At 39.3% G+C, this 26,910-nt stretch carries 33 protein-coding genes and 1 other annotated feature; of the genes, 21 read left to right on the top strand and 12 right to left on the bottom strand.

Annotation, left to right across the window (positions count from 1 at the left end):
* Window positions 1-2 precede the first annotated feature (2 nt).
* A complete protein-coding gene (locus I585_RS04440) occupies window positions 3-488 on the top strand; it encodes an NUDIX hydrolase (RefSeq protein ID WP_010739840.1) in 486 nt (161 codons plus the stop codon).
* A gap of 21 nt (window positions 489-509) precedes the next feature.
* Here I585_RS04440 and I585_RS04435 read toward each other — a convergent pair whose 3' ends face one another.
* Window positions 510-1,145, bottom strand: coding sequence for a copper homeostasis protein CutC (locus I585_RS04435; RefSeq protein ID WP_010739839.1), 636 nt, complete (start codon window positions 1,143-1,145; stop codon window positions 510-512).
* Window positions 1,146-1,332: 187 nt separating this feature from the next.
* Here I585_RS04435 and I585_RS04430 point away from each other — a divergent pair, with 187 nt between their 5' ends.
* The 4 genes from I585_RS04430 (at window position 1,333) to recD2 (ending at window position 6,138) form a co-directional block, all read left to right on the top strand.
* A complete protein-coding gene (locus I585_RS04430) occupies window positions 1,333-2,160 on the top strand; it encodes a methyltransferase domain-containing protein (protein ID WP_010739838.1) in 828 nt (275 codons plus the stop codon).
* Between the two features lie 350 nt (window positions 2,161-2,510).
* Complete coding sequence (gene trmL / locus I585_RS04425; RefSeq protein WP_010739837.1) at window positions 2,511-3,014, top strand: tRNA (uridine(34)/cytosine(34)/5-carboxymethylaminomethyluridine(34)-2'-O)-methyltransferase TrmL; 504 nt, start codon at window positions 2,511-2,513, stop codon at window positions 3,012-3,014.
* 27 nt (window positions 3,015-3,041) lie between these two features.
* On the top strand, window positions 3,042-3,698 hold the full coding sequence (locus I585_RS04420) for a histidine phosphatase family protein (RefSeq protein ID WP_010739836.1): 657 nt from the start codon (window positions 3,042-3,044) through the stop codon (window positions 3,696-3,698).
* Between the two features lie 37 nt (window positions 3,699-3,735).
* Window positions 3,736-6,138, top strand: coding sequence for an SF1B family DNA helicase RecD2 (gene recD2, locus I585_RS04415; protein WP_010739835.1), 2,403 nt, complete (start codon window positions 3,736-3,738; stop codon window positions 6,136-6,138).
* A 28-nt stretch (window positions 6,139-6,166) separates the two neighbouring features.
* On the opposite strand, the gene I585_RS04410 is transcribed toward recD2, so the two are convergent.
* Together I585_RS04410 and I585_RS04405 are read right to left on the bottom strand one after the other, a co-directional pair.
* The gene (locus I585_RS04410) at window positions 6,167-7,156 is read right to left on the bottom strand and encodes a diacylglycerol/lipid kinase family protein (protein ID WP_010739834.1); all 990 of its coding nucleotides are present in this window, start codon (window positions 7,154-7,156) and stop codon (window positions 6,167-6,169) included.
* 141 nt (window positions 7,157-7,297) lie between these two features.
* Window positions 7,298-7,594 carry a hypothetical protein gene (locus I585_RS04405; RefSeq protein WP_010739833.1) on the bottom strand — a complete coding sequence of 99 codons (297 nt, stop codon included), beginning with the start codon at window positions 7,592-7,594 and terminating at the stop codon, window positions 7,298-7,300.
* A 196-nt stretch (window positions 7,595-7,790) separates the two neighbouring features.
* On the opposite strand from I585_RS04405, the gene I585_RS04400 reads away from it, so the two are divergent.
* Window positions 7,791-8,294, top strand: coding sequence for a QueT transporter family protein (locus I585_RS04400; protein WP_371198565.1), 504 nt, complete (start codon window positions 7,791-7,793; stop codon window positions 8,292-8,294).
* 47 nt (window positions 8,295-8,341) lie between these two features.
* Here I585_RS04400 and cbpA read toward each other — a convergent pair whose 3' ends face one another.
* Window positions 8,342-8,983 carry a cyclic di-AMP binding protein CbpA gene (cbpA, locus tag I585_RS04395; RefSeq protein WP_010739831.1) on the bottom strand — a complete coding sequence of 214 codons (642 nt, stop codon included), beginning with the start codon at window positions 8,981-8,983 and terminating at the stop codon, window positions 8,342-8,344.
* Window positions 8,984-9,289: 306 nt separating this feature from the next.
* On the opposite strand from cbpA, the gene rpmG reads away from it, so the two are divergent.
* The 8 genes from rpmG to efaA all read left to right on the top strand — a co-directional run bounded on the left by rpmG (window position 9,290) and on the right by efaA (window position 15,266).
* Window positions 9,290-9,442, top strand: coding sequence for a 50S ribosomal protein L33 (gene rpmG, locus I585_RS04390; RefSeq protein ID WP_010739830.1), 153 nt, complete (start codon window positions 9,290-9,292; stop codon window positions 9,440-9,442).
* Between the two features lie 31 nt (window positions 9,443-9,473).
* Window positions 9,474-9,644 (top strand): preprotein translocase subunit SecE, encoded by a 171-nt coding sequence (gene secE, locus I585_RS04385; protein ID WP_010739829.1) that lies wholly within the window; start codon window positions 9,474-9,476, stop codon window positions 9,642-9,644.
* Between the two features lie 96 nt (window positions 9,645-9,740).
* Complete coding sequence (nusG, locus tag I585_RS04380) at window positions 9,741-10,283, top strand: transcription termination/antitermination protein NusG (protein WP_034708653.1); 543 nt, start codon at window positions 9,741-9,743, stop codon at window positions 10,281-10,283.
* Between the two features lie 183 nt (window positions 10,284-10,466).
* Window positions 10,467-11,330 carry an alpha/beta fold hydrolase gene (locus tag I585_RS04375; protein ID WP_010739827.1) on the top strand — a complete coding sequence of 288 codons (864 nt, stop codon included), beginning with the start codon at window positions 10,467-10,469 and terminating at the stop codon, window positions 11,328-11,330.
* A gap of 113 nt (window positions 11,331-11,443) precedes the next feature.
* Window positions 11,444-12,550, top strand: a complete 1,107-nt coding sequence (locus I585_RS04370) for a lactate oxidase (protein ID WP_010739826.1) — start codon at window positions 11,444-11,446, stop codon at window positions 12,548-12,550.
* 138 nt (window positions 12,551-12,688) lie between these two features.
* Window positions 12,689-13,438 (top strand): metal ABC transporter ATP-binding protein, encoded by a 750-nt coding sequence (locus I585_RS04365; RefSeq protein ID WP_010739825.1) that lies wholly within the window; start codon window positions 12,689-12,691, stop codon window positions 13,436-13,438.
* A complete protein-coding gene (locus I585_RS04360; protein ID WP_010739824.1) occupies window positions 13,428-14,288 on the top strand; it encodes a metal ABC transporter permease in 861 nt (286 codons plus the stop codon). Before I585_RS04365 ends, I585_RS04360 begins: the two co-directional genes overlap by 11 nt.
* Window positions 14,289-14,336: 48 nt before the next feature.
* On the top strand, window positions 14,337-15,266 hold the full coding sequence (gene efaA, locus I585_RS04355) for an Mn/Fe ABC transporter substrate-binding lipoprotein EfaA (RefSeq protein ID WP_010739823.1): 930 nt from the start codon (window positions 14,337-14,339) through the stop codon (window positions 15,264-15,266).
* A gap of 41 nt (window positions 15,267-15,307) precedes the next feature.
* Here the strand turns inward: efaA and sdaAA are convergent, their stop codons facing one another.
* The gene (gene sdaAA, locus I585_RS04350) at window positions 15,308-16,192 is read right to left on the bottom strand and encodes an L-serine ammonia-lyase, iron-sulfur-dependent, subunit alpha (protein ID WP_010739822.1); all 885 of its coding nucleotides are present in this window, start codon (window positions 16,190-16,192) and stop codon (window positions 15,308-15,310) included.
* Window positions 16,193-16,295: 103 nt separating this feature from the next.
* The gene (gene sdaAB, locus I585_RS04345; protein ID WP_010739821.1) at window positions 16,296-16,970 is read right to left on the bottom strand and encodes an L-serine ammonia-lyase, iron-sulfur-dependent subunit beta; all 675 of its coding nucleotides are present in this window, start codon (window positions 16,968-16,970) and stop codon (window positions 16,296-16,298) included.
* Window positions 16,971-17,394: 424 nt separating this feature from the next.
* Here sdaAB and rplK point away from each other — a divergent pair, with 424 nt between their 5' ends.
* The 4 genes from rplK to rplL all read left to right on the top strand — a co-directional run bounded on the left by rplK (window position 17,395) and on the right by rplL (window position 19,758).
* Window positions 17,395-17,817 carry a 50S ribosomal protein L11 gene (gene rplK / locus I585_RS04340; protein WP_010739820.1) on the top strand — a complete coding sequence of 141 codons (423 nt, stop codon included), beginning with the start codon at window positions 17,395-17,397 and terminating at the stop codon, window positions 17,815-17,817.
* A 104-nt stretch (window positions 17,818-17,921) separates the two neighbouring features.
* Complete coding sequence (rplA, locus tag I585_RS04335; RefSeq protein WP_010739819.1) at window positions 17,922-18,611, top strand: 50S ribosomal protein L1; 690 nt, start codon at window positions 17,922-17,924, stop codon at window positions 18,609-18,611.
* Between the two features lie 54 nt (window positions 18,612-18,665).
* Window positions 18,666-18,792 (top strand) — a sequence feature (ribosomal protein L10 leader region).
* A 42-nt stretch (window positions 18,793-18,834) separates the two neighbouring features.
* Window positions 18,835-19,335, top strand: coding sequence for a 50S ribosomal protein L10 (rplJ, locus tag I585_RS04330; protein WP_010739818.1), 501 nt, complete (start codon window positions 18,835-18,837; stop codon window positions 19,333-19,335).
* A gap of 54 nt (window positions 19,336-19,389) precedes the next feature.
* Window positions 19,390-19,758: a 50S ribosomal protein L7/L12 gene (gene rplL, locus I585_RS04325; protein WP_010739817.1), complete on the top strand. Its 369-nt coding sequence runs from the start codon at window positions 19,390-19,392 to the stop codon at window positions 19,756-19,758.
* Between the two features lie 110 nt (window positions 19,759-19,868).
* On the opposite strand, the gene I585_RS04320 is transcribed toward rplL, so the two are convergent.
* Window positions 19,869-20,492: a hypothetical protein gene (locus tag I585_RS04320; protein WP_010739816.1), complete on the bottom strand. Its 624-nt coding sequence runs from the start codon at window positions 20,490-20,492 to the stop codon at window positions 19,869-19,871.
* 191 nt (window positions 20,493-20,683) lie between these two features.
* Between I585_RS04320 and I585_RS04315 the strand changes: the two genes are divergently transcribed.
* Both I585_RS04315 and I585_RS04310 read left to right on the top strand, forming a co-directional pair.
* Entirely contained in the window at window positions 20,684-21,085 is a 402-nt protein-coding gene (locus tag I585_RS04315) for an organic hydroperoxide resistance protein (protein WP_010739815.1), read from the top strand.
* A gap of 233 nt (window positions 21,086-21,318) precedes the next feature.
* Entirely contained in the window at window positions 21,319-21,984 is a 666-nt protein-coding gene (locus I585_RS04310; protein WP_010739814.1) for an MIP/aquaporin family protein, read from the top strand.
* Between the two features lie 47 nt (window positions 21,985-22,031).
* Here I585_RS04310 and I585_RS04305 read toward each other — a convergent pair whose 3' ends face one another.
* The 4 genes from I585_RS04305 to I585_RS04290 form a co-directional block, all read right to left on the bottom strand.
* Window positions 22,032-22,361 carry a DUF6442 family protein gene (locus I585_RS04305; protein ID WP_010739813.1) on the bottom strand — a complete coding sequence of 110 codons (330 nt, stop codon included), beginning with the start codon at window positions 22,359-22,361 and terminating at the stop codon, window positions 22,032-22,034.
* Window positions 22,362-22,404: 43 nt separating this feature from the next.
* Entirely contained in the window at window positions 22,405-23,364 is a 960-nt protein-coding gene (locus tag I585_RS04300) for an IS30 family transposase (protein ID WP_002330482.1), read from the bottom strand.
* Between the two features lie 157 nt (window positions 23,365-23,521).
* Entirely contained in the window at window positions 23,522-23,725 is a 204-nt protein-coding gene (locus I585_RS04295) for a helix-turn-helix transcriptional regulator (RefSeq protein ID WP_010739811.1), read from the bottom strand.
* Between the two features lie 150 nt (window positions 23,726-23,875).
* Complete coding sequence (locus I585_RS04290) at window positions 23,876-25,210, bottom strand: amino acid permease (RefSeq protein WP_010739810.1); 1,335 nt, start codon at window positions 25,208-25,210, stop codon at window positions 23,876-23,878.
* A 457-nt stretch (window positions 25,211-25,667) separates the two neighbouring features.
* Between I585_RS04290 and I585_RS04285 the strand changes: the two genes are divergently transcribed.
* Entirely contained in the window at window positions 25,668-25,910 is a 243-nt protein-coding gene (locus I585_RS04285) for a GlsB/YeaQ/YmgE family stress response membrane protein (RefSeq protein WP_010739809.1), read from the top strand.
* Window positions 25,911-25,947: 37 nt separating this feature from the next.
* Here I585_RS04285 and I585_RS04280 read toward each other — a convergent pair whose 3' ends face one another.
* Window positions 25,948-26,889 (bottom strand): 2-dehydropantoate 2-reductase, encoded by a 942-nt coding sequence (locus tag I585_RS04280; protein ID WP_010739808.1) that lies wholly within the window; start codon window positions 26,887-26,889, stop codon window positions 25,948-25,950.
* Window positions 26,890-26,910: the final 21 nt, after the last annotated feature.

Here is a 26,910-nt window from a genome sequence, read left to right as displayed (position 1 = left end):
TGATGATTAAAAAGACATATGCTGAAAGTAGTGAGAAAATTTTGAAAAAAGCTTATGCCATTGTTATTCGTAACGGATTGATCCTATTGGTCCGTCGTCAGGGAATGCCTGTTTGGGATTTGCCTGGAGGCGAACTTTTGCCGAATGAGAACGAACGCGAAGGGATGCAGCGCCTAGTTAAGGAGCAGCTTTCTTTTGATAATACAGTTGAGGATCTAATCGGAATTTATACGAAAGAGTATCGCGAAGATATCACATATGTCTATAAGGTACAGGAAACGATTTCGCAAAGTAAGATGGAATCACATGATTATGTGGCCTTCAATTTCTTTGATATTCGTAATTTGCCGTTGAATATTTTCCCTGATCAAAATCGTCAGATCAAGGATTATTTATCAGGTCGTTATCCAGTGCGATTACGTTTCAAGCAAAATCGGTGGCTGATCCGTATAGAAAAATTTATTAAAGAACATAAAAAAGGGAAGTGACTCCAATGAGTCACTTCCCTTTTAAATTGTTACGATCTTTGTTCCATGTAGTTCGTTTACGCCTAGTGTTGAGGCAATTCTTTCAGCGTTGTCTGAGTTGATACCGCCGCCGGGTAAAATAATAATTCGTCCGGCTGCGTAATCGACTAATTCTTTTAGATGTGGCAGATTTTCCTCGATGGTAGTAGATAATGGACCGCCATGAGTTAAAATCCGGTCGATGCCCAACCGTGCAAACCAATCGATGGTCTTGAATTGCTCTTCTTTAGAAAGTTCATCGAAGGCCATATGGAATGTCGTTAGTAGGCCTGCGCTGTTTCCGACTAGCATTTCTAATGCTTCTTCATCGACTTCGTTTTCTTCTGTTAAACAGCCAAAAACCACACCGTCAGTACCAGCATTTTTAGCATGAATCAAATCATTCTCCATGATTTTTAATTCAATATCGTTGTAGACAAAATTTCCGCCGCGCGGACGAATCATCGTCATAATCGGAACGTGTTTTTCACTTGCATAAGCTAATGCTTCTTCGATGACTCCGATGCTTGGAGTAGTACCACCGACCGCTAAGTTGTCGCATAGTTCGATGCGTCCTGCACCAGCTTGGATAGCTTTGGGAATATCTGTATAGTTCTCTGCGCAAAATTCCTTAATCAAGATTATGTCCTCCAGTTTTGTTCAAATATTTCGAAATAATCAAAGTTAAGATGCTAATCACAAGCGCACTAAATCTAAGAAAGCTCGTCCAAGTGATTCGACATCTCGCGTATAGTTTAGCATATCTCAGCGATAGTAGGAATAGAAGAACTATGCTATGATAGGATGGCAAAAAGGAAGTGAAAAGATGCTTAAAAAAATTGATCGAAGTGCGTTATTTCTGGCCGAACAGCAGGAGTTGTTTCGTTGCCCTAAATGCCGCCTTGAAATGAGTCAACAGGATAAAAGTTTAATCTGCGTGAATGGACATCGCTTTGATTTAGCGAAAAAGGGCACGCTTTACTTTTTGGATCATCAAATCAAAACAGAATACGATAATGAAATGTTCGCACCGCGAGGTCGAATGATTCGTTCAGGAATGTATCAACCTGTGATTGAAAAAATCGCTCAATTAATGCAAAGCGGCAACGTTTTGGATGTTGGTTGCGGCGAAGGCAGTTTCTTGCAGCAAATCAATCAGGTGAAAGAGAATCCAACCAATATTGGTTTTGATATTGCCAAAGAAGGAATCTATCTAGCTAGCAATCAACCAATCGAGGCATTTTGGTGTGTGGCTGATCTGACGAATTTGCCATTTGCTGACGCCTCTTTTGATACGATTCTGAATATTTTCTCCCCTTCACACTACCGGGAGTTTAAACGAGTACTAAAATCCGATGGTTGTGTGTTAAAGGTAGTACCCCAAACAGGCTATTTGCAAGAATTGCGCGCCATTTATCACCCGGATGGAGAAGCTTATTCAAATGAGGCGGTTATTCAGCGTTTCACAGAGGAACTCCAAATCGATCATCGTGAACGTATCACTTACGAGTTTGAAATACCAGAAGAAAACCGCTTAGATCTTTTAGAAATGTCGCCATTGGAATGGCAGGTTCCAGAGGATGTAAAAGCGCATTTGAAGCAGAATACCTTGAAAAAAATAACCGTTGATATCGAAATATTAAAAGGACATTAGAGTAATCGCTTTCATTCGAATTACTGAAAATAGAAGGTTGCATTTGTGACTTCGTGATGTTATAGTACAAACAAGTTGTTTTTCATTGGTTTTTATCAGGTTCCTGTTCTGATAAAAGTTAGTGAAAAGTGCTTCACTAACGTAGCGACTCGCCGTGCTAGACACCGAGTTGGTACGTTTTTTTTTTGCGAATTTCACTCTATGGTTTTAGTGCACATAAAGTGTGAACCTATAATTGATTTTCTATCACGTAAATCGCAGATTATACTATGGGTAGATATCTTATAGTAATATAAAAATAAAGCTATTTTACAGTTATAAATACTTAATTAAGAACGAGGGATACTATCATGACAAACCATATCGTACTATTTGAACCGCAGATTCCTGCGAATACCGGAAACATCGCACGAACTTGTGCGGCAACGAACTCACCATTGCACTTGATTGAGCCTTTGGGCTTTTCTACCGATGATAAGCATTTGAAACGAGCAGGGCTAGATTACTGGAATGATGTGAATATTACTTATCATAAAGATTTAGCGGCATTTTTAGATTATCTTGATCAAAGACCACTCCATTTGATCACAAAATTTGCCAATGCCAGCTACTCAGAGATCGACTATACTAGCGACGATCATTTCTTTATGTTTGGAAAAGAAACAACGGGTTTACCGGAAGAATTTATGCGGGAAAATGCGGATAAATGTTTGCGCATCCCAATGAATGATGAACACGTTCGTTCCTTGAATCTTTCCAACACAGTCGCTTTAGTTGTTTATGAAGCATTGCGTCAGCAAAACTTTCCGAATTTGGAATTGACGCATCATTATGAACACGATAAGTTAGATTAGATAAAACGGATTAGGAAAGGGATTTAGATGAAACTTTATTTTACTCGTCACGGGAAAACCCGTTGGAATCAGGAGAAACGTTTCCAAGGTATGATGGGGGACTCGCCGTTATTGCCGGAAAGTTTGGAAGCAATCAAAGCATTAGGAAACGAACTAAAAGATATTCCCTTTGAAAAAATTTATACGAGCACATTAAAACGGGCGTATTTGACAGCAGAAGGTATTAATAAACAGTTAGCACAGCCAACGGACATCGTTCGTTCGGAGGATTTGCGGGAGCTTGGTCTGGGAACCTTGGAAGGACAATTAATTCCAGTGATTGAAGAACGCTATCCAAAAGATATGGTAAATTTACGCCATCATCTCGAGCTATACGATCCAGCCCCCTTTGATGGGGAGAAAATAGAAGGCATGTTGAAGCGAACCAATGATTTAGTAGAAAAAGCAGTGTCTGAAGCCGAAGAAGGACCGCTTCTTTTTGTTGGACATGGTGCTGCATTGACAGCCGCGATTCAAGCGTTAACTGGAAAATCATTGGCTGAATTACGCGACATGGGTGGTCTATTTAATAACAGTTTGACGATTTTAGAGACGGATAGTACGCAACCGCCATATCGCATGATCCAGTGGAATGATGTCAGTTTTTTAGAAGGAACGGGCTCGAAACCGGATTCTTTGCTTTAAAAGAAATCATTTCTGAGCTATAGAAAGGAGGGGCAAAATGTCGGAGGAGCAGTTATACATCGTGGGGACATTGAAAGTAATCTTTTTTCAAAATCCCAGCAATTTTTACAAAGTTTTGTTGATTAAGGTTAGCGACACCAATAGCGATTTTCTCGAACAAGAAATTGTCGTTACCGGCAGTTTTGGCGATATGCAAGAAGATGAAGATTATCGTTTCTTCGGGCATTTTGTAGACCATCCTCGTTACGGTAAGCAATTTCTAGTTGAAAGCTATGAACAAGCCCATCCGACCTCTGCCAATGGACTGATCAATTATCTTTCTAGTGAGAAGTTTCCTGGAATCGGAAAAAAGACGGCCGAGAAGATCATTGATGTGTTAGGGGAAAAGGCGATCGACGAGATTATGGAGAATCCGGCGGTGTTAGCCAAGATCCCGAATCTAAATGCAAAGAAGCAGAAAGTCATTGTAGAGATGATTCGGCAAAATCATGGTATGGAGCAAATCATCGTTGGCTTGAGCCGCTATGGTTTTGGAAGCCAGCTCTCTTTTGCAATCTTTCAAACCTATCGAAATGAAGCCTTGGAAGTAATTGCGGAAAATCCTTATCAATTGGTTGAAGACATTGAGGGAATCGGATTTAAAAAGGCGGATAACTTAGCGGAACAGCTTGGTATCGCAGCGGATAGTCCGCAACGAATTCGGGCAGCGATTTTTCATCAAGTAAATGAGGATGCGAATCAAAGCGGTGATACTTATGTTGAGGCTCAGCAATTATTAACAGAAGTTTTGCAGCTTTTGGAAACAACCCGGCCAGTCGAAATCGCCCCTGATCAAATCGCCAGTATGATTATTCAACTCGTGGAAGAGGAAAAGATTCAGCAAGAAGCTACGAAAATTTATGAGAATACATTATTCTATAGTGAATGGGGCATCGCTTCTTCGATTGAACGTTTGTTAGCTCGCAAGAAGGAGATCAACTATCCGCAACAGGCGATCGACAAGAAACTACGAATTATTGAGAAGCAGTTGAAAATCACTTATGGCGATTCGCAAGACCAGGCGATTAAAGGAGCCATTCGTTCACCATTATTCATTTTGACTGGTGGTCCGGGAACAGGGAAGACGACGGTTATTAACGGTATTGTGAAGTTATTTGCTGAGCTCAATGATCTATCGCTTGATCCCAAAGATTATACCCAAGCAGTCTTTCCTATTTTATTGGCGGCACCAACTGGGCGGGCGGCTAAACGAATGAATGAAACAACCGGATTGCCCGCAAGTACGATCCATCGTTTGTTAGGACTAAACGGTCATGATGACACTCCTGATATTGAAGCGAAAGAATTGGATGGCGGACTGTTGATTGTTGATGAGATGTCGATGGTGGATACTTGGTTAGCGAATACCTTGCTAAAGTCGATTCCTGATAATATGCAGGTCATTTTTGTAGGAGATAAAGATCAATTACCTTCGGTGGGGCCTGGGCAAGTTTTCCATGATTTGCTGCAGATTGAGGATATTCCAAAGATGGAGCTGACAGATATCTACCGTCAAGGCAATGGCTCGTCTATCATTCCGTTGGCACATGAGATCAAGGAAGGCAAATTGCCGCAGGACTTTAAAAAGAATCAAAAGGATCGTTCCTTTATTAGCTGTCATGCTTTTCAAATGGAAGAGGTCGTGAAGCAGATTGTCGAACGGGCGAAGAAAAAAGGCTATACTGCGCAGGATGTGCAAGTCTTGGCTCCTATGTACCGCGGACCGGCAGGAATCGATGCGATCAACAAGATGATGCAGGAAATATTTAATCCCAACGATGGACGCAAAAAGGAAGTTCAGTGGAACGATGTGGTTTATCGTATTGGAGATAAAGTGTTGCAGCTGGTCAATAATCCAGAGCTGAATGTTTTTAATGGAGATATGGGAATCATTGCAGGGATCATTCCAGCAAAAGAGTCAGAAGATAAAGTTGATGAGTTGGTGATCCAATTCGACAATAATGAAGTCAGCTATAAGCGTTCAGAATGGAATAAGATTAAACTATCCTACTGTTGTTCGATTCATAAGGCGCAGGGTAGTGAATTTAAAATGGTACTTTTGCCAATGGTTAAACAATATTCACGCATGCTGCAGCGGAATCTTTTGTATACGGCAGTTACACGAAGTAAGGATCTATTGATTTTGCTAGGTGAAGAAGAAGCCTTTCAAGTTTGTGTCAATCGCGAATCCGCTGTGCGGAAAACAACCTTGATTGAACGAATCATGAAGGGGACGGAAGTTGCTCCTACTCAACCGAAGCAAGAGCCATTCAAAGCGGTTGAAGAAAAGCAAAAGCCGAAAGTCAATGAACCAACTATTTTGACTCCGAAATTAATTACTGCACAAACCATTGATCCGATGATCGGGATGGAAAATGTGACTCCAGCAATGTTTATGTAAAAAAGGACTGAAAAATAAATCCGCGGATTTATTTTTCAGTCCTTTTATCTGCATACCAGATATATTGTGTTGCAGTAGTGAAGTTCAGATCAAAGGAGCGTTCTCCCATATTTTCGCCGTCTGCTTGTCCATGCTGCGGAACGACTGAAACGATTCGAATTCGACTGCTGGTGTAATGCTTATAGTGCTTGTTTTGCGTGTGTTTCTTGCGAACAAGTTGGAATAAGAAACGCAAAATTGCTGGCAGATTCGGTTTTTCTACGACAACAAGATCAATCGTCTCTTTTTTCGGATCAGCCATCGGTGCAATCGCTACACCGCCGCCAAAGTATGGAATGTTTGTCGTCGTGCATAGAAAAGTCCGTTCAAAGCTTAGCGACTGACCATTCAGTTCAACTAGAATAGGAAAAGTCTTTTGAGTGAAAATGGCTTTAACCAGATACAATGCGTAGGAAGCTGAGCCTAGATGATATTTATTCAACACTTTTTTTGACGTGGATGCATTCGTCGTTGCCACAATCAAGGCATCCAAACCAATTCCGACATTGTTCAAAATGACTCCTTGCTCTTCCCGAATTTTTTCTTCATAGTGAAAAACATTGATCGCCTGTGGTTTTAGTGCCGATGTAATTTGCTCAAAGGCTTTTTCCGGCTCACGAGACAGGCCGATGCCGCGGGCGAAGTCATTTCCTGATCCAGCGGGAATATAGCTGACAGGAAACTGCCGATCCAACGCAAAAAATTGATTAACGACCTGATGCAAGGTTCCGTCACCGCCAATGACCACGAGTAGATGGAAAGAATTATCAACATGATCCTTTTCGCAGGTTTCTGACCAAGGACTTAATAATTCGACCAGCCGTCCAACAATTTCTCGTTCATCGCCGGGTTCTTCAGTGTAATAAGGGGTGTATGTATAGTTGCCGTCATCTAATAGCTGGATGATTTTTTCTGCTGTTTTTGCCGCGTTGCCGCTGCCGGCTGCGGGATTGATTAAAATATGATAATGAAAATTCATGTCCTCGATCCTTTCAAAAAATGATTATAACAGAGTAACGGAGTGAACTGTAGAAAATTGAATCATTTTTCATGAATCATGCTGTTAAAATCAAAAATACCCTCACTCAAGTGAAGGTATAGGATTATATGGAATAGTCAATTATTTTTTTGCTTTCTGACTGAACCAATCGATAATTCTTTTTTCATAATTTGAAGCGGGATAGTTCTCACTCACGACAGAAGTCTGATTTTTCAGATCAACCGTTACTACTAATTTCCCCCAAATATGAAGCTGCATCGTGTTGCCGATATGTTCAATTTTATACTTTTCGACTAACGGAGCCCGCGTACTGCAGCACCCGTAGTTTCCAGGAGTCCAACGATCCTTGATAACTGCAACGCCATCTTGTTGAGCTTTTGTGTACAGCGTTTCTAATTCACTATCAATTCCTAGCATGACGAATCACCTTTCTTTCAAACAAAGCACGTCTGCAAACTAATTGTATCATCAGAAGCTTAAAAAATTCAATTTTGATAAACTATCCTTATGCAGTTTCGGAGTTGACTTACATTCTGAAAAACCGTATGCTGTAAAAGGTTTACAGCGGTTCATCAACCATCCCGCTTTAAAAAAACTCGGAGAAAGAAGGAAAATTATGAATATGGTGGAAAGAAAGCGAGTCAACGTTGTGGTGACCAATGGGATCATCATGGCCCTTTATTTGGCTCTGACGATTTTAGTTTCGCCGGTAGCTTCAGGGGCGATCCAATTTCGAATCTCAGAAAGTTTGAATCATTTAGTCGTTTTTAACCGAAAATACCTATGGGGAATCTTCGGCGGAGTCGTCGTGTATAATGCGATTTTCGGCATGGGCTGGCTCGATGTGGTCTTTGGCGGAGGACAGACATTGTTGGCTTTAGCATTAACATCCGTCTTGCAAAACGTCATTAAAAATACGAAAATCCGCTTGGCATTGAATGTCCTATTCTTTAGTGCAAGTATGTTTCTAATTGCGCTGATGCTGAATCTGACGGCACAATTGCCTTTCTGGCCGACATATGGCTGGACAGCATTGAGTGAAGCGATCATTATGACGATCTCGGCACCGATTATGTATTATTTGAATCAACGTCTAAATTTCGCGAAGCAAATATAAAAAATGGCGATCCTAGAAAGATAGGATCGCCATTTTTATTTGAGTATTTAGTCTTGCATAGTTAACGATTCAACCTCTTGAATCTCAAAATGTTTTCGTTCGAGATGATCAATGATTTGGTTCAATTTATTTTCATCCACGCCAGCAGGTAACGTGAATAAAGTACGGCGACCTTTAAAATCTTGTCCAACGTCCAAGGTGATGCAGCTTGCAACGGATGTAAATTTAGAAATGATCTTTGCCATCGTCGCTAGGTCGCCGCGTTTGCCATTAGAAACAACGGTCAAAACGTAGCTTCCAGTTTGGATATTCCAAGATTGTGACAGCATATTTAATAAAGTGCTATGGGTCAAGATACCATAAAAATGGTGGTCCTCATCTAAAACAGTAATATATGGCAATTCTTTAATCGTAAAAAAGATTTTAAAAAAAGAAGTATCTAATGAGATAAATTTTGTTGCATTTTTCAGCAAATGTGTGACTGGCAGATCCATGTCACCACCGTTTGCTTTGTGCCGGTATATATGCATCTTGTAAATATTGCCTCGGAAAATTTGATCGCTTTCATCCAAGATCGGAACACAACGAAAACCCGTGCCTTCTAAAATATCTAACGCCTCTTGTAACGTTGTCGATTCGTTGATTGTGGTCAAATTCTCTTTGGGATAAACGAGACTTTTTAATAACATCCAATAACCCTCCAATAAAGCTATTCATTCTTTCATCATATTATCATATTCTCCTTGATAAAGAAATTTATTTTAGAAACAATTCAGATCAATTATTCCAGTCGTAAAGAAAGAATGATAGTTTCCATCGAAGATTGACAGGTAAAAGGATAGATGATAATGTTAGCATGTGACTTTGTGGGGCTGTCGTTTGAATCCAGTCAAAGAGACAGGTTCAAAGATAAAGTCAGATAGTACACGCATTGAAAATCAGATTTCTTTTATTGAAAGAGGATCATCATTAATAAGAATTAGGAGAATATCGCTATGGCAACAAAAAAAGCGGCTCTAGCCTGCACAGTGTGCGGTTCAAGAAACTACACGAAATCAGTGAGTGAAGGCAAACGCGGAGAGCGTTTAGAGATTAATAAGTTTTGCAAACATTGCAATCAATACACGATACATAAAGAAACAAAATAACTATTTTCATACAAATTAGGAGGACAATCAATTGAATTTTATACGCAGTGTAAGAGAAGAAATGAAGCTTGTTTCATGGCCGTCAAAAAAACGTTTGCGCCATGATTCACTAGTCGTTATCGAAACGGCGATCATTTTTGCTTTGATGTTTTTCATCATGGATACAGCGATCCAGGCATTGATTAATTTGATCATTCGTTAGTAGCCAATTCAAAAAAAGCATGTTATACTATTTGAGAGAAAAAACCTTGGTAATGCTGAGGTTTTTTTATTTTAGAACGAGGAGCCGATGGCAAAAATGGAATCTTTTGAAAAACAATGGTATGTGCTGCATACTTATTCCGGCTATGAAAACAAAGTAAAAGCAAACTTAGAATCACGTGCACAAAGTATGCGGATGGAGGACTATATTTTCCGTGTAGTTGTCCCTGAAGAAACAGAGACAGAAGTTAAAGGCGGTAAAGAAAAAGAAATCGTCCATAAAACGTTCCCTGGTTATGTGCTAGTGGAAATGGTCATGACTGATGATTCTTGGTATGTTGTTCGAAATACACCAGGTGTGACAGGCTTTGTCGGTTCGCATGGTGCCGGAAGCAAACCTGCGCCATTGATGCCAGAGGAAATTAATCATATCTTGCGTTCAATAGGTATGAGTGCTCGTCAACACGATTTAGAAGTAGAGGTTGGCGAAACAGTAAAAATTATCGAAGGTGCTTTTGCTGGTCTTGAAGGTGTGATCACTGAGATTGATGAAGAACGTGAGAAAATCAAAGCGAATATCGATATGTTCGGTCGTGAAACAAGTACCGAATTGGACTTCGATCAAATCGACAAAATTTAACTTACAAAGCTGAGACGATTCTTGTCTCAGCTTTTTTTAGTTCGGCTGCTGACCGTAACGATCTAACAAATGATAGTTAGCCAAATTTTATGTTCTTATAGTTGAGTTTAACAATCTTTGTGTCTATAGTAATAGAATCAAATCAAATTATGCAGCATAAAACTAGAAATGAGAGTGATGAAGATGAAAAAAATAGTTCTTAGCATTATTGCTTTAGCGGCTATTTTCGCATTAGTTGGTTGTGGAGCTGAAAAAACAAAGCAAACGAGCCAAACGACAAAATCGGAAGAGGCGGCTCCCGTTAAAGCAAAGGATGATTCAACAAAAACGAATGTACCTACGGTCTTTATTCATGGATATGGCGGAACGATCAATTCTTTTGGAGGAATGATCCAGCGTTTATCAAATGAAGGGAAAACGAAAAAGGAAATGGTGATCACTGTTCAAGCGGATGGTACGTTGAACGTGGATGGTCAATTGAGCAAGAAAAAAAATAATCCTAGTATCCAGGTGCTGTTCGCGGCGAACAAGGACAATGAATGGAACCAAACAGAATGGATTTATACTGTCTTAAAATATTTAAAAAAACAAGGCGTAGATCAAGTGAATTTGGTTGGTCACTCGATGGGGGGCGTCAGTTCGTTGCGTTACTTAACGACCTACGGGCAACCAAATGACACACCAACTATAAAAAAATTTATTTCAATCGGCGCACCATTTAATGACTTTACTGAATCGGCCGAATCAATTGAGGATGTTTTGACCAACGGTCCGGACACTAAGGCCAGCAGATATACAGATTATAGTAATGGCATTTCTAATGTACCAAGCGATTTGCCGATTTTATTAATTGCAGGGAAATTAGATAAGAATAACGCATCCGACGGAACAGTTCCCCTAAACAGTGCATTAGCGACTTACTCATTATTAAAGGCCCATGGAAATCCAATTGAGTACCAAATATTTACTGGTTCAAACGCTCAACACAGCCAATTACATGAGAACCTCGGAGTCGATAAGACAGTGGCGAACTTTTTGTGGAAGTAGATTGGAGACGATAGGAAAAACGGCTTCAATCTAAGTTAGGAGACAATATTCTTGCTTACTTTTTGTAAGAGTATTAAGATAACTCATGTATTCAACAGAAAGAGGGAGTTATCATGACTTATCAAACAAGCAACGAAGAACATCCAATTGAAATCGTAAATATCGCTTCATTGGAAGGCCGCGTAAAAGAACGTATGGATAAAGGCGCGTTTGGTTATATTCGCGGAGGTTCTGAAGACGAATGGACAATGAAGGAAAATACTTCTTCATTTAATAATAAAACGATCACACCTCGTGTATTACGTGGCATTGATCATGCGGATCTTAACACAAAACTCTGGGATATTGATTTAGCAACGCCGATCATCCAAGCACCATCGGCAGCTCAAGGGTTGGCTCATGAAAAAGGTGAAGCGGACACTGCTAAAGGTGTAGCAGATGCTGGTTCGATTTTCTCAATCAGTACTTATGCCAATACAACGATTGAGGACGCTGCTGCAGTGGCACCAAACGCACCGCAATTTTTCCAATTATATATGAGTAAAGATGATGGATTTAACGAGTTCATTTTAGAAAAAGCAGTGAAAGCTGGAGCAAAGGCAATTATCCTAACTGCTGATTCTACACTTGGTGGTTATCGTGAAGAAGATATTATCAATAACTTCCAATTTCCACTACCAATGCCAAACTTAGCGGCCTATAGCGCGAAAAGTGCGAGCGGCAATGGTGAGGGAAAAGGAATCGCAGAAATTTATGCGGCAGCCAAACAAGGGTTAGTACCTGAAGATATTAAGAAAATCAAGGACTTAACCAATCTTCCAGTCCTTGTAAAAGGGATTCAATCACCTGAAGACGCCGAAGTTGCGATTGCGGCCGGAGCAGACGGTATCTGGATTTCAAATCATGGTGGTCGCCAGCTAGATGGTGGTCCGGCATCATTTGATGTCTTACCGTTAATTGCTGGTGTCGTAAATAAACGTGTCCCTATCATATTTGACAGTGGTATTCGTCGCGGTGAACATGTCTTTAAAGCTTTAGCCAGTGGAGCAGACTTAGTTGCGATTGGACGTCCAGTAATTTATGGTCTGAACCTTGGCGGAGCCGAAGGAGTAAAATCTGTCTTCGATCATTTGAACAAGGAACTTGCTATCACTATGCAGCTTGCCGGAACAAAAACGATTGACGAAGTTAAGAACACTAGATTAAACGATGTGAAATAATCAAAAAATAAAAGCTTCACCAAGAGGAGAAATTCTCATGGTGAAGTTTTTTTTCGCATTTTTCTTGCGTCCGCTTTCTTTTTAGTTTATGATTAATTTGTAAATTAGGTAAGCCTAAAATAGAAAAGAGGGGTAACTGTGGAAACAATCCGTGTAGAAAATCTATCCGTTGCTTATCGTGGTAAAGTGGCGTTGCAGCAGATTGATTTAGAATTATCAGCCGGGAAATTGACTGGTATTGTCGGACCCAATGGCGCTGGGAAATCCACTTTAATGAAAGGGATTCTGCAATTAATAAAAACGCAGTCAGGCAAGATTTTCTATGGCGAACAGCCATTGAATGATCATAGAAAGAAGATTGCTTATGTCGAGCAGCGACAAGATATTGATTTGAGTTTTCCAATCGATGTCTTTGGAGTTGTCCTATTTGGAACTTATCCGCATTTAAAAATGTTTCAGCGGCCTGGCAAAAAAGAGAAATCCTTCGCTGCAGTTTGTTTAGAGAAGGTTGGTTTATCTGATTTTGCGGATCGCCAAATTAGCGAACTATCTGGCGGCCAGCTTCAACGAGTCTTTATCGCACGTGCATTGGCACAGCAAGCGGAATGGATTTTATTGGATGAACCGTTTGCCGGCATTGATGCAACCAGCGAAAAAATTATTATTGAGCTGTTGAAGGAATTACGGGATGAAGGAAAATCAATCGTGATCGTTCATCATGATCTTCATAAAGTCACGGATTATTTTGATGAAGTGATCTTATTGAATAAAGGATTGATCGCTTCAGGCCCAGTCGCTCAAACATATACGACGAAAAACATGGAGAAAACGTATGGTAGTGAAATTACACAAATGCTAAGAATGGGAGGTGCAGGTTTTGCTACATGATTTCTTTCAAGGATTAATCAATTATCAATTTCTGCAAAATGCTTTGATCACTTCGATTATGGTCGGAATATCTGCGGGAGTGATCGGTTCTTTTATCATTTTGCGGGGAATGTCACTGATGGGAGACGCTATTTCTCATGCGGTCTTACCCGGAGTAGCGATCTCATACATGTTGGGCAGCAGCTATATTATAGGGGCGACCTTTTTTGGAATTTTTTCAGCAGCGCTGATCGGATTTGTCGGCAAACATAGTCGGCTGAAAAATGATACGGCGATTGGGATCGTGTTTAGTTCCTTCTTTGCACTAGGGATTATTTTGATCTCTTTCGCTCAAAGTGCGACTGACCTTTATCATATCCTTTTTGGAAATGTCCTGGCTGTTCGGGATTCAGACATGTATTTGACGGCGATCGTAATGATCATTGTATTATTAGCAGTTGTTCTTTTTTATAAGCAGTTGAAATTGACTTCTTTCGCACCGACGATGGCTCAGTCGTATGGTTGGAATATTGGTTTGATCAATTACGGCTTGATGTTCTTATTAACGTTAGTTGCAGTAACCTCATTACAAACAGTGGGAACGATCCTTGTGATTGCTATGTTGATTACGCCGGCGGCTACTGCTTATCAACTGACAAATCGTCTATCAGTGATGGTAGGTCTCTCTACACTGTTTGGTGTATTGAGTGCAATCATCGGATTATATTTTAGCTATAGCTACAATCTGCCTTCTGGGGCAACGATCGTAATGACAGCGGCAGTATTTTTCATCGCTGCCTTTCTGTTTTCACCCTCTAAAGGTTTGATTCAACAATTAAGAAAGGATGCTAGTTCTGCTTTATCCAGTTGAAAATAAGATAAAGGACAACTCGCTATTACTATAAAAAGGAGCAGAGATATGAAGCACAAAAAAATAATTTTTGCAGGAATCATGGGATTGTTATTGCTTGCAGGCTGCGGTACGAAAGGCAACGGAAATAGTGCAGCGAATGATTCAAAAGAATTAACAGTGGTTGCTACAAACTCGATCATCGCAGATATGGTCAAGGAGGTTGGCAAAGAAGAGGTAAGCGTTCATAGTATCGTACCAGTCGGAACCGATCCTCATGAGTATGAACCATTACCTGAAGATATCAAAAAGGCCAGTGAAGCAGATGTAGTTTTTTATAATGGTTTAAATCTAGAAACTGGCAATGGCTGGTTCGACAAATTGATGGAGACAGCTAAGAAAAAAGAGAATGAGGATTATTTTGCGGTGAGCAAAGAGGTTGCTCCTATTCATTTAACAGGTAACAGCAAGCAAGAAGATCCGCATGCGTGGCTGGATATTTCTAATGGCATCTCATACGTGAAGCAAATTCAAACTGTTTTAAGTGAAAAAGATCCAGACAATCAAGCGAGCTTTAAGAAAAATGCTGAGGCATATATCAAAAAACTTGAGGCATTAAATACTTCTGCAAAAGAAGCATTTGCAGATATTCCTAGTGAAAAGAAATTGTTAGTGACTAGTGAGGGAGCTTTTAAATATTTTTCTAAAGCCTATGATCTAACAGCAGCGTACATTTGGGAAATCAACACAGAAAGCCAGGGTACACCGGATCAAATGAAACAAATCGTAGAAAAAATTCGAGTGTCTAAAGTACCGTCATTGTTTGTTGAGACGAGTGTCGATAAACGCAGCATGGAGCGTTTATCAAAAGAAGTCGATTTACCGATTTATAGTGAGCTGTATACAGACTCATTGGCTAAGAAAGGTGAGCCGGGTGACAGTTATTACAAAATGATGAAATGGAATCTGGATAAGATTCATGAAGGCTTGATGAAGTAATAAAAAGCAGCTGATTTTTATCAGCTGCTTTTTTATCTGGATTAAACTGTGGCTTTTTCAGGTTCGCCAAATACTTGTCGCTGCAATCTCAGACCGGTTGGAGTAGTTGCGACACCGCCCTCAGCTGTTTCTTTGAAAATTTGCGGCATTGCCCGGCCAACCTTGTACATAGCTTCAACAACTTCATCTGGCGGGATAACACTACGGATACCAGCCAGTGCCATGTCCGCTGAAATAAACGCTTGGGAAGCACCCATTGCATTACGTTTCACACAAGGAACCTCAACTAAACCTGCTACGGGGTCACAGATTAAACCCATCACATTTTTTAGTGTAATAGCTAATGCATTTGATGCCATTTCAGGAGTTCCGCCGTTTGCAGTAACTAATGCAGCAGCTGACATAGCGCTGGCAGAACCAACTTCAGCTTGGCAACCACCTTCAGCGCCAGAGATTGATGCATTGTTTGCCATCACTAATCCGAAAGCGCCAGCAGTAAATAGAAAGTCGATTTGCTCATCATGAGTTAACTCTAGCTTTTCTCGCGCAGCCATTAGGACTCCTGGCAATACACCTGCGCTGCCCGCGGTAGGTGTCGCACAAACCAAACCCATTTTGGCATTAACTTCATTGACAGCAATCCCGTTACGAACAGCTTTTAAAATCGTATCACCACTCATGAATTTGCCGCTTTCAATGTAGTCGTTCATGCGTTTCGCATCACCACCGGTAATTTTTGTTACGGAAGTGACGCCTTGAATACCTTCTTCGATGGAGCTTTCCATTATTTCTAAATTGCGTTCCATTAACGCAATAATTTCTTCACGAGTACGATCAGTTAATTCCATTTCAGTAGCGATCATTAATTCGCCGACAGATGAATAATCCTGTGCTTGTTCAACAAGCTCTTGGATCGAATAAAACATGACAACTCCTCCTAATTCGTATTGATAGTAGAACTTCCTCTGAAAAGTTATGCTGAATCTCATTCTGATATTCGTGCATTGAGACACAAGTCAGGATGGATAATTATTTAAAATAGGTCACACTCAAGACATCATCTTCTTGTTTGATTTCTTGTCTCAAACCTTCTGGATCATCCGGGGTATCATCGATTTCTAAAAGGACGATTCCGTTTTCGCCTTTTGTTTTTCTGGTCATGGTTACTTTACCAATGTTCAACCCATGTTTCATAAAGATAGTAGAAACACGAGAAAGCAGTCCCGGTACATCTTTATTAATAATGATATACGTTGGATTACCCATACCAAGTGAAATGCTATATCCATTCATCTCCGTGATTTGAATGTTCCCGCCGCCAATCGAGACACCGGTGATTGACATTTCTAAGTCACCTTTGATCATACGCAGGGTGACAGTGTTCGGATGATCAGCAATCTCTTTCTTCGGTACAAACAGAACTTCCATTCCTTGTTCGTGAGCGATTTTCAATGAATCGGATAAACGAGGATCATCTGGTTCCATCCCTAAGATACCGCCAACCAAAGCGATATCTGTTCCATGTCCGCGATAGGTTTTGGCAAAAGATTCATACAGATCAAATTCTACTGAATCCGGACGTTCACCAAAAATCATGCGGCAAACTTTTCCGATTCGCGCAGCGCCAGCAGTATGTGAACTGCTTGGTCCTACCATAACTGGACCAATGATGTCAAAAACACTTCGATATTTTAATACTTCCATTATTTTAAACCTCCCTAATTTATCCGATGAAAATCCTCATCAAGTCGACCATAGTGTAACATATACGCTTTCTGAAAATAGGAAGATTAATAATTTATTTTGTTATTCTCATAGTAGTTAAAGAGATTGTGAAGTATTTTATTATTGTCAGAAAAGTTTGGTAAAATAGCTAGGTCTTGCCAACACTATGTTAGGTGCAACAAAAGGAAATGCCGCATCTCGATATAAACAAAAAAATTTGAGTTGTCCTTAACAGAAGGCTTACAGATTTAAACAATTAAAACATCGAACGGAGGGAAATCTATCTTGCATTTAAACAAATAATCTGCTAAGATATCAAAGTGTGTCTTTATGCACACCGTTTAAGTGGGAGGAGAAATATGTATCTCCATTAACCACATCACGGACCAAGGAGGTATGTCTCGTGGCAAAGAAAGTAGAAAAATTAGTTAAACTGCAAATTCCTGCAGGGAAAGCAACACCAGCTCCCCCAGTAGGTCCTGCACTAGGTCAAGCCGGCATCAACATCATGGGATTCACTAAAGAATTCAATGCTCGTACAGCTGATCAAGCAGGTTTAATCATCCCAGTTGTGATTTCTGTATATGAAGACCGTTCATTTACATTCATCACAAAAACACCACCAGCTGCTGTATTATTGAAAAAAGCTGCTAAAATTGAAAAAGGTTCAGGCGAACCAAACAAAAACAAAGTTGCAAAAGTTACTAGCGATCAAGTAAAAGAAATCGCTGAGTTGAAAATGCAAGACCTAAACGCAGCTAACGTTGAGTCAGCAATGCGCATGGTTGAAGGAACTGCACGAAGCATGGGTATCACTGTCGAATAATTTTCGATGAACCCAAGAAAGTAGCTTCTCAGTTGGCTCCCTATCTAAAGATACGGAACACGTGGGAGGTTCTACCGTTATAACCACATCAAGGAGGAAACAAAATGGCTAAAAAGAGCAAAAAAATGCAAGATGCATTGAAAAAAATTGATGCTACTAAAGCTTACCCAGTTGGAGAAGCAGTAGCGTTAGCAAAAGAAATTAACTTCGCGAAATTTGACGCAACTGTTGAAGTTGCTTACAAATTGAATGTTGACCCTAAAAAAGCAGACCAACAAATCCGTGGGGCAGTTGTGCTTCCAAACGGAACTGGTAAAACTCAAACTGTTTTAGTATTCGCTAAAGGCGAAAAAGCAAAAGAAGCTGAAGCTGCTGGCGCTGATTTCGTAGGCGATGACGACATGGTTGCAAAAATCCAAGGTGGATGGTTCGACTTTGACGTTGTTGTAGCGACACCTGATATGATGGCTACAGTTGGTAAATTGGGTCGTGTACTTGGACCAAAAGGTTTAATGCCTAACCCTAAAACTGGTACTGTAACGATGGATGTTACGAAAGCTGTTGAAGAAGTTAAAGCTGGTAAAGTAACTTACCGTGTTGATAAAGCTGGTAACGTTCATGTGCCAATCGGTAAAGTATCATTCGATGATGCTAAATTGGTTGAAAACTTTAACACAATCAACGAAACTTTAGTAAAAGCAAAACCTGCAACTGCTAAAGGTCAATACATCAAGAACATTTCATTAACAACAACATTTGGACCTGGTATCCATGTTGAACAAACAGCTATCTAATTTATTTTAGAAAAGCACTTGACTCGACTAGCTTATCTATGGTAAGTTAGTCGAGGTTAATTATTAACTGTACCGAAGACAGTAGGTGACGAAAGTCTTAATTTCCTACCGAGGACGTTTATTGAGAACATTCAATAGTCCCTCTATGTCTACGGTGGCATGGAGTTTTTTTGTGTCTGACACAAGAAACTCTCCCCATCAAAATCAGGAGGTGAAACATATAATGAGTGAAGTAATAATCGCAAAAAAAGCAGCTATCGTTGATGAAGTCACTGAAAAATTCAACGCAGCAACTTCAGCTGTGATCGTCGACTACCGTGGTTTAACTGTAGATCAAGTGACTGAATTACGTAAACAATTACGCGACGCTAACGTTGAAATGAAAGTTATTAAAAATTCTATCCTAACTCGTGCTGCTGAAAAAGCTGGCTTGGAAGGATTAGAAGAAGTATTCTCAGGACCTACTGCTGTTGCATTTAGTAATGAGGACGTAGTTGCCCCAGCTAAAATTATCGATGAATTCGCTAAAACAGCTGACAAACTAGAAATCAAAGGCGGTATCATTGAAGGAAAAGTAGCTTCTATCGAAGAAATTACAGCTCTTGCAAAACTACCGAACCGCGATGGACTTCTTTCTATGCTATTATCTGTCCTTCAAGCGCCAGTCCGCAACGTGGCTTACGCTGTGAAAGCAGTCGCAGAAAAAGAAGAAGAAGTAGCTTAATCGCTGCATAATTATTAAAACTAAAAAAACTTACTTAAACGGAGGAAATTTAAAATGGCATTGAACATTGAAAACATTGTCGAAGAACTTAAAGGCGCGACAATCTTAGAATTAAACGATTTAGTAAAAGCTATCGAAGACGAATTTGGCGTAACTGCTGCTGCTCCTGTGGCTGCTGCTGGCGCTGCTGCAGGTCCTGCTGCAGAAGAACAAACTGAATTTACAGTTGAATTAACAGCTGTAGGCGACCAAAAAGTTAAAGTTATCAAAGCAGTTCGTGAAGCAACTGGCCTAGGCTTGAAAGAAGCTAAAGCTGTAGTTGATGGCGCTCCTGCACCAATCAAAGAAGATGTATCTAAAGACGACGCTGAAGCATTAAAAGCTGCTTTAGAAGAAGTTGGCGCATCTGTAACAGTAAAATAATCACTTTCGATTATTCAAAGAGAGATCTGATTTCAGATCTCTCTTTTTTTGGTTTAAAACAAAAAAGCCGAGCAAAATAATTTTGCTCGGCTAAAAGTATACGAGTTAATTTATTGCAGAACCTCGATCATTATATCCGTTTCATCCTCTTGGACGTTTCCAGCATAATTCGGTGTTGCTAAAGAGAGACCGCCATGCTTGTTATGGAATAGATAAAGTGCACCAGATTTATTATTCGTGTTCACTGGCCCAGAGAGCTGATCGCCAATCGAAATCATTGTGCTGACTTTTACTGTTCGAATTTCATTCGTGTTTGCTGAGAATATACGAACCGTTTTGACTGGCATGTTTTGCATGGTTAAATTATAAACGGCCTCATTATTTGTATTTGCATTAAAGGTGATTTGGTTTGTATTCGTGTTGATATTAATTGAATCAGGAACATTCATTCCATTAAAATAAAACGTTGCATATCCGCCGAATTCACTGGCCGATACAGAGTCAATCTTTGGTTGTTCAATAGAAGTGGCAGTATCAGAAGAAGCAGTGGAGAATTCTGATTGGTTGCTTGAACGATCAGACGAGGATAGTGCCGATGTCTGAGTATTAGTTGATGAATCTGTGCTGTGAGATAGTGAACTTTCTGTTGTTTCAGTCGAATTTTGGGATGGAGCACGATTACATCCAACTAAGAAAAAGGATGCTATTAGACAAGCTAAGAGTATTTTTTTCAAGAAAAGCCCTCCCTTCGTCATTTATTATAGCAAAAAACGATTTCGTTGTAATCGTTTGCACAAACTTTATGCGATTTCTCAAAAAAATGAATTTATTTGATTGAAGACTATTTTTTATGAGCAATATCTTTGTAACCTCCAATGATTACGCGTAGACTATTAATCAAGAAGAAGAAAAGGAATGATGAATTTTGAAAAAGATGTATGAAACAGCGATGATTAATCATGGCGGACGTACTGGAGAAGTTCAAGCACCAAACGGCAGCATGAAGATGAAAATTGAGCCACCTTCTATCCATGCGGAGGGAACGAATCCTGAACAGCTATTTGCTGCAGGTTATGCCTCTTGCTTTAACGGAGCCGTTCATCATATGTTAAAAGAACATAATATCGAATCAGATGCAGAGGTTAAGGCTCGGGTTTCTTTATATCAGTTAGAAGATGGCGGATATCAAATCGGAGTGATCTTAGAGACCTCATTGCCAGGCGTGGAAAAAGAAGAAGCAGAAAAGATCGTTGAAGAAGCACATGAATTTTGTCCGTATTCCAAAGCAACGCGTGGTAATATTGATGTAGAAGTTGAATTGGTCTAGTAAGTAAATCTCTCGATATTTCGAGAGATTTTTCTTTTCATTCTTTTTTACAAAATTATGAAAATCAATGAAATAGAAAAATGCTTTTCAAATAACAGTCGTTACAATAAAAATTATTTTTGTCAAATAGCGAAAAAGAGAGAAAAATAAGAGTCATTGCTTATCACTTTACAAAAAACGTGGAATTAAATAAACTGAAAATTCAATTATTATGTAAAGGGAGTGTAATGAAAATGAAAAAATATTTAGCAGAGTTTCTAGGAACCTTCATGTTGGTTTTTCTGGGAACTGGTACAGTAGTCGTCGCTAAAGGTGGCACGCTAACGATTGGTTTGGCCTTTGGTTTAGCGATCACGATCATGGCTTATGCGGTAGGCGGTATTTCTGGTGGTAACTTTAATCCTGGCGTATCTATTGCAATGATGATCAACAAACGTTTAGAAGTGAAAGATGGTATTTTTTATATTATCGCACAAGCATTAGGTTCTATTGTGGCTTCAGCAATTTTATATGTTTATGTTCATGCATTAGAATTACCTAATGACGGCTTCGGTCAAACTGATTTTCCTAATATCAGTGCAGCTCAAGCTTTTGGTGTGGAAACATTGATCACCTTTTTATTCGTATTCGTCATCTTAATGGTAACGAGTGAAAAATATGGCAATGCGCAAATGGCTCCAGTAGCTATCGGTATTACATTAGCCTTCTTAATTATCGTAGCTTTAAACTTAACTGGCGGTTCATTAAATGCAGCTAGAAGCTTAGGGCCAGCGATTTTTGCTGGTGGGAGTGCTTTATCTCATTATTGGGTATATTTGTTAGCTCCGACATTAGGTGCAGTCATTGCAGCTTTTGTTGCCAAATTTATGGGTAGCGAAGAAAAATACAGGGTAGAATAAAAGAGCAGAACATTGCGTTTCTGCTCTTTTACTATATCAAGAATAAGTTAAAATGATTTTTCAATTTTCGTACGATGATAGATAGAATACCCAACGACAAAAAGATAGGCTATCACCATGGGGATTATAACAGTGAAAGAAATGCCCATTAATGCGAATGTTAATAGAAGTGCGGAATATACATATAGCATCATATCGAAGCCTTTAGCCTTAGCCATATTTCCAATCATAATATTTCGTTCATCCTTTGTATCGATTTCGATTTGTTTGGCTAATTTTGGATCGCTTTCAATCGCTTTTTTACTTATATACTCCCCAAAGCCGTGACCGAATAATCCGCATCCCAAACCAATACAAAGGTAAGGCAGAGTTTTCATGATATTTTGTGGATCGGAAAATGCTTTTATTAAATCTTAATTGTCAAATTAAGTTAGACAAATCATCAATACTTACGTAACTCAAAAATACTTCCAAAGGTGTTCGATAATCCAGTGATTTTCTAGGAATATTATTTCGTTTAGATGTGACAGATTGAATAAAAGATTCATCTACTGAATTGAAATCCATAGATTTCAATAAACCATCTCTACGTAACAATCCGTTAGAATTCTCGTTTAGGCCTCTTTGAGACGGCGTTCCTGGATCAGCGAAATAAATGGCAATATCATTGGCATTACTGATTTGTTTCCAATTTGAAAATTCCTTTCCACAATCAAAAGTGATGGATTTGAATAGATTTTTCGGTACAGATTCAAACCAATGATTTAATTTTTTTTCAATATCAATCGCTTGTCTACCACACGGTTTCAATGTGATGATAACTTTTGATAATCGTTCAACTAAGGTAATTACAGCACTTTTATGTTTCAGACCTACGATAGTGTCACCTTCAAGGTGACCAAACTCATTTGAGAATTGGCTATAATCTTTTTCACGTTCATGAATAGAGCGGCGGAAAGCTTGTTTTCCACGCCTTTCTTGATGTCCATTCGGTTTACGCTTGCCTTTCATCGGTAAGTCAGAAGGATTAAATAGCCCCTTTTTGAACATACGATAAATGGTACGAGCAGAACAACGAATAGGAAACGCTGCACGACCAACAATCACATCGGGTGTCCATCCTTGAACAACCTTTCTTTGAATATATTCTGATTGTTCCTCGGGTAAAACAAGCGGGCGTCTACCACAGTTTGATTTGTTTTTCTTATACTGTTGATAGTATTCTAAGGCTGATTTTCCTTGCTTGAAGAATAGGTATACTTTATGGATCGTTTGTCTTGAACGATTCAAGCAATGCGCAGTTTTCGCAACAGATTGATTTATTTTGAAATAAGACTCTATCATTACAAGTTCATCCGTTGTAAGATGGGTATAGGTCATTTGTACTCACTCCTTATAATTCTTTGGTCAGAACTATTTTGAGTGTAGCACAAATGGCTTTTTTAGTTGTCTAGCTTAATTTTACAATCGGCGAAATAAAAACCAACAAGTATTAATACTACTCCGGATAGGGCAATAAGCAGGTTTTTTGTCTTTTTCATGGTTCATCCTCCTCGTAAATAAAAATTTCTTCGATCGACATATCAAAATACTTGGCAATTTTAAATGCTAATAAAATAGATGGGTTATAGCGATCATTTTCTAAAGAACCAATCGTCTGTCGCGACACCTCTAACACAGCGGCCAAATCTTCCTGTTTAATACCTTTTTCTTTTCTTATTTCTTCTAAACGATTTTTCATTGGAAACCTCCTTACGGAAAGCTTGCTTTACATTTATAGTATAAAGCAAAAAAACGATAATGTAAAGCGTGCTTTCCATGTGTAAAGATAAATCAGAAGTAAAACAAAAAAACTGCCTTATCAACCCGTTTGGGATTGATAAGGCAGTTTTTAAACTTGCTCAGAGATCACGTCTGTTTGTTTTTTGCGATAACTGAAGAAAATAATTAAATAGATACATGCGGTAAAGATTGTTACGCCGATTGGATTATTTATAAGGATACCGATGAAAATCAGTCCTAGAACTAATATCACTAATCCGCTAAACAGGCGCTCGCTGTTTGTTCCTTTTTTTAGGGCCAAAACAAAAGCCGCGACACTGATCAACAACCAAGTTAGCAAAACAGAATAGGATAGAGAACCGACTAAGTAATTAAACAATTTATTTCCTAAGAAGTAGGACAAGATTACCCCAAGATAAAGTGTGCCAGTACAGAATAAGACGGCTCGCTGCGGAACTTGATGTTTATTTAGTACGGCCAATTTAGACGTAAAACCAGGATTATCCTTTACCCGGAAGTACAGTGTTCTGGATGAAGCATAGACACCAGAATTGATTGAAGAAAACAATGCCAACACAATGACAAAATTTACAATATCAGTAGCAAAGGGAATATGCATTTTCTGAAAGACCATCACGAATGGACTGACGGAAGTCGCCGCCAAAGTATCCCAGCGATAAATGATTAAAAGCAGAATCATTGGCACGATATAAAATGAAATGATTCTTCCCATAACTCCTTTAATGGCTTTAGGGATGGCTGTTTTAGGATCTTCAGTTTCACTAACAGTAATAGCAATTAATTCTGAACCGCCATAAGAATAGATTACAACTAAAAGAGAATTAACTAGGCCTTTCAGCCCATGTGGGGTAAATCCACCATGACTATTCATACGAGAAATGGTATCAAGAAAACCGATATTAAATATTTCCCGTCCTACAAGATACGTACCGAAGGCGATCAAGATAATAATTACAGCAATCTTGATAAATGCTAGCCAATACTCAGTTTCGGCAAATAAGCGTACCGAATATAAATTTATCGCGGTGGTCATTATGGCTAAAAGCAAAACAAAAATCCAAGAGGGCACATGGGGAAACCATAATTGCATAAAGCTGGCAGCAGCCACAGCTTCTGCGATTATGTTGACCATCCATAACGACCAGTATAGCCAATCAATAAAATCTGCGGTGCGTTCGCCCAAAAAAGGTTTAATGATGCCAGATAGACCTTGAACGTTGTCGCTGTTTAATACTAAACGGCCTAAACCATTCATCACAATAAAGAGGACTAAACCGCCAAGTAAGAAAGCGAGAATAACAGAAGGACCTGCAATTCCGATTGCTTCACCGCTTCCTTTGAATAATCCTGCGCCGATCGCACCTCCAAGTGCCAACATCATGATGTGGCGAGAGGTCATTTGTTTTTGTAGTTTATTTTCCATAAGGCTGCCTCGTTTCTAAAATAGAGAGAATAGTTTGTAGATTTGAAATATTCTGATAATTATCTGACTATAATACCAAAATATTCTGACAATTCCATTTTAGTGAAAAGTTTTTCATTTATTTTTCATGGGATGTCTATAAATCTTTAGTTTTTGTTATTATATATTTACTATTCACCGCTTTTTGGTTGAAATCAATTGTAGAAAATATTCGTTAAATTATTTGACTGAATATATCCTTTTTTCGAGTAAAAGGATGTTCTTTTACTTCAAAAATTTCCTGGCTAAAGAAATTTTTGAAGTACTTCGCAAAAGGAGGATAAATCCCTTTATATCAGTCCTATTGAATAATAAATGGTTAATCAGATACCCGTTTCCGAGCAGAGTGTTAGGAAAATTTCCAGCTTATTTGTAACATAATAATGTAATTATTTTATATAGAAAGAGGGAGAGAAGAATGAGTTGGTTATGGACATTAATCATTGGTGCACTTATTGGTGTGATTGCAGGAGCAATTACTAAAAAAGGCGGTTCAATGGGTTGGATTGCAAACATTGTCGCTGGTTTAGTCGGTTCTGCGATTGGTCAAGCGTTACTTGGCTCATGGGGCCCTAGCTTAGCAGGTATGGCACTGGTTCCTTCTATTATTGGTGCTATCATTGTTGTTGCAGTAGTTTCATTCTTTATCGGAAGAAAATAAACCGATAATATAAATAAAAAAGCGCCTAGGCGCTTTTTTATTTTGCTTTCAGAAGTTCTTCTTTTCCATGAATCAGTTGCGTTAAAAAGGCACAATAGGGCGTATTGATCTGATAGTTCTTTCCTTTTTGCCAGACAGCACCATTAATATAGTCAATTTCAGTTTTACGATGGTTTCGAATCAAGTCCTGATACATTGATGGAAAGTGTAGTCCTTGTGTATTTACATCATAGGTAGCTTCGATAGCTTGGATTACTTGTGACTGATTAAGTTCAATTCCCTCTGCCTCGGCAACTGCAGCAAATTCCCCCACGATGGACTCAATCAAATTTCTGGCAATGCTCAGTGAACCAAAATCCGCAATATTACAATCTAAAATTGTACATAAACCATTAAGCGTGCCATTGATGCAGGCCTTTTTCCAAATTGAATAGCGGACATTGCTGCTGTAGATGGGATTTAGACCAGCCTGTTGGAAAACTTCTAATACCTCTAATGTGAAGGCTTTTCCTTGTGGCGCCAAATTTTCCATTTCAATACTACCAGATCCTATAAGTTTCGCGTGACCGGGCCCAGCAAGCCCAGCCGTCCAAGTGGTTGTACCGAAGATAATATTTTCTTTTGGCACAAATTTCGCTAACGTTTCCTCATGGCCTAAGCCGTTTAGTAGACAGAATACGAATGTTTTTTCACCAATAATCGGTTGAATATCTTGAAACATTGCCTCAAGCTGCATTGATTTTGTTAGTGCAACGATTAAGTCAACATTTGCATGTCCATCAACGATTTCCTCTGGGGAATAGATTGGAAGGTGAGCAGTCACTTTATGGTCTTCAAACTCTCCGATCAGTCCATTTTCCCGAATCGCCTTTATATGATCTGGCCAACGGTCTATTAAAACAACCTCATTGCCAGCTTGGTGAAGCATCAAACCGATACGGCTTCCCATGGCACCGGCTCCAGCAATTGCAATTTTCATAGCTATAATTCTCCTTTCAAG

The sequence above is a fragment of the Enterococcus malodoratus ATCC 43197 genome (assembly GCF_000407185.1).
Taxonomy (GTDB): Bacteria; Bacillota; Bacilli; order Lactobacillales; family Enterococcaceae; genus Enterococcus_A; species Enterococcus_A malodoratus.
The sequence above is the reverse complement of the archived record's forward strand: the minus strand, read 5'-3'. Positions and strand labels throughout refer to the sequence as shown.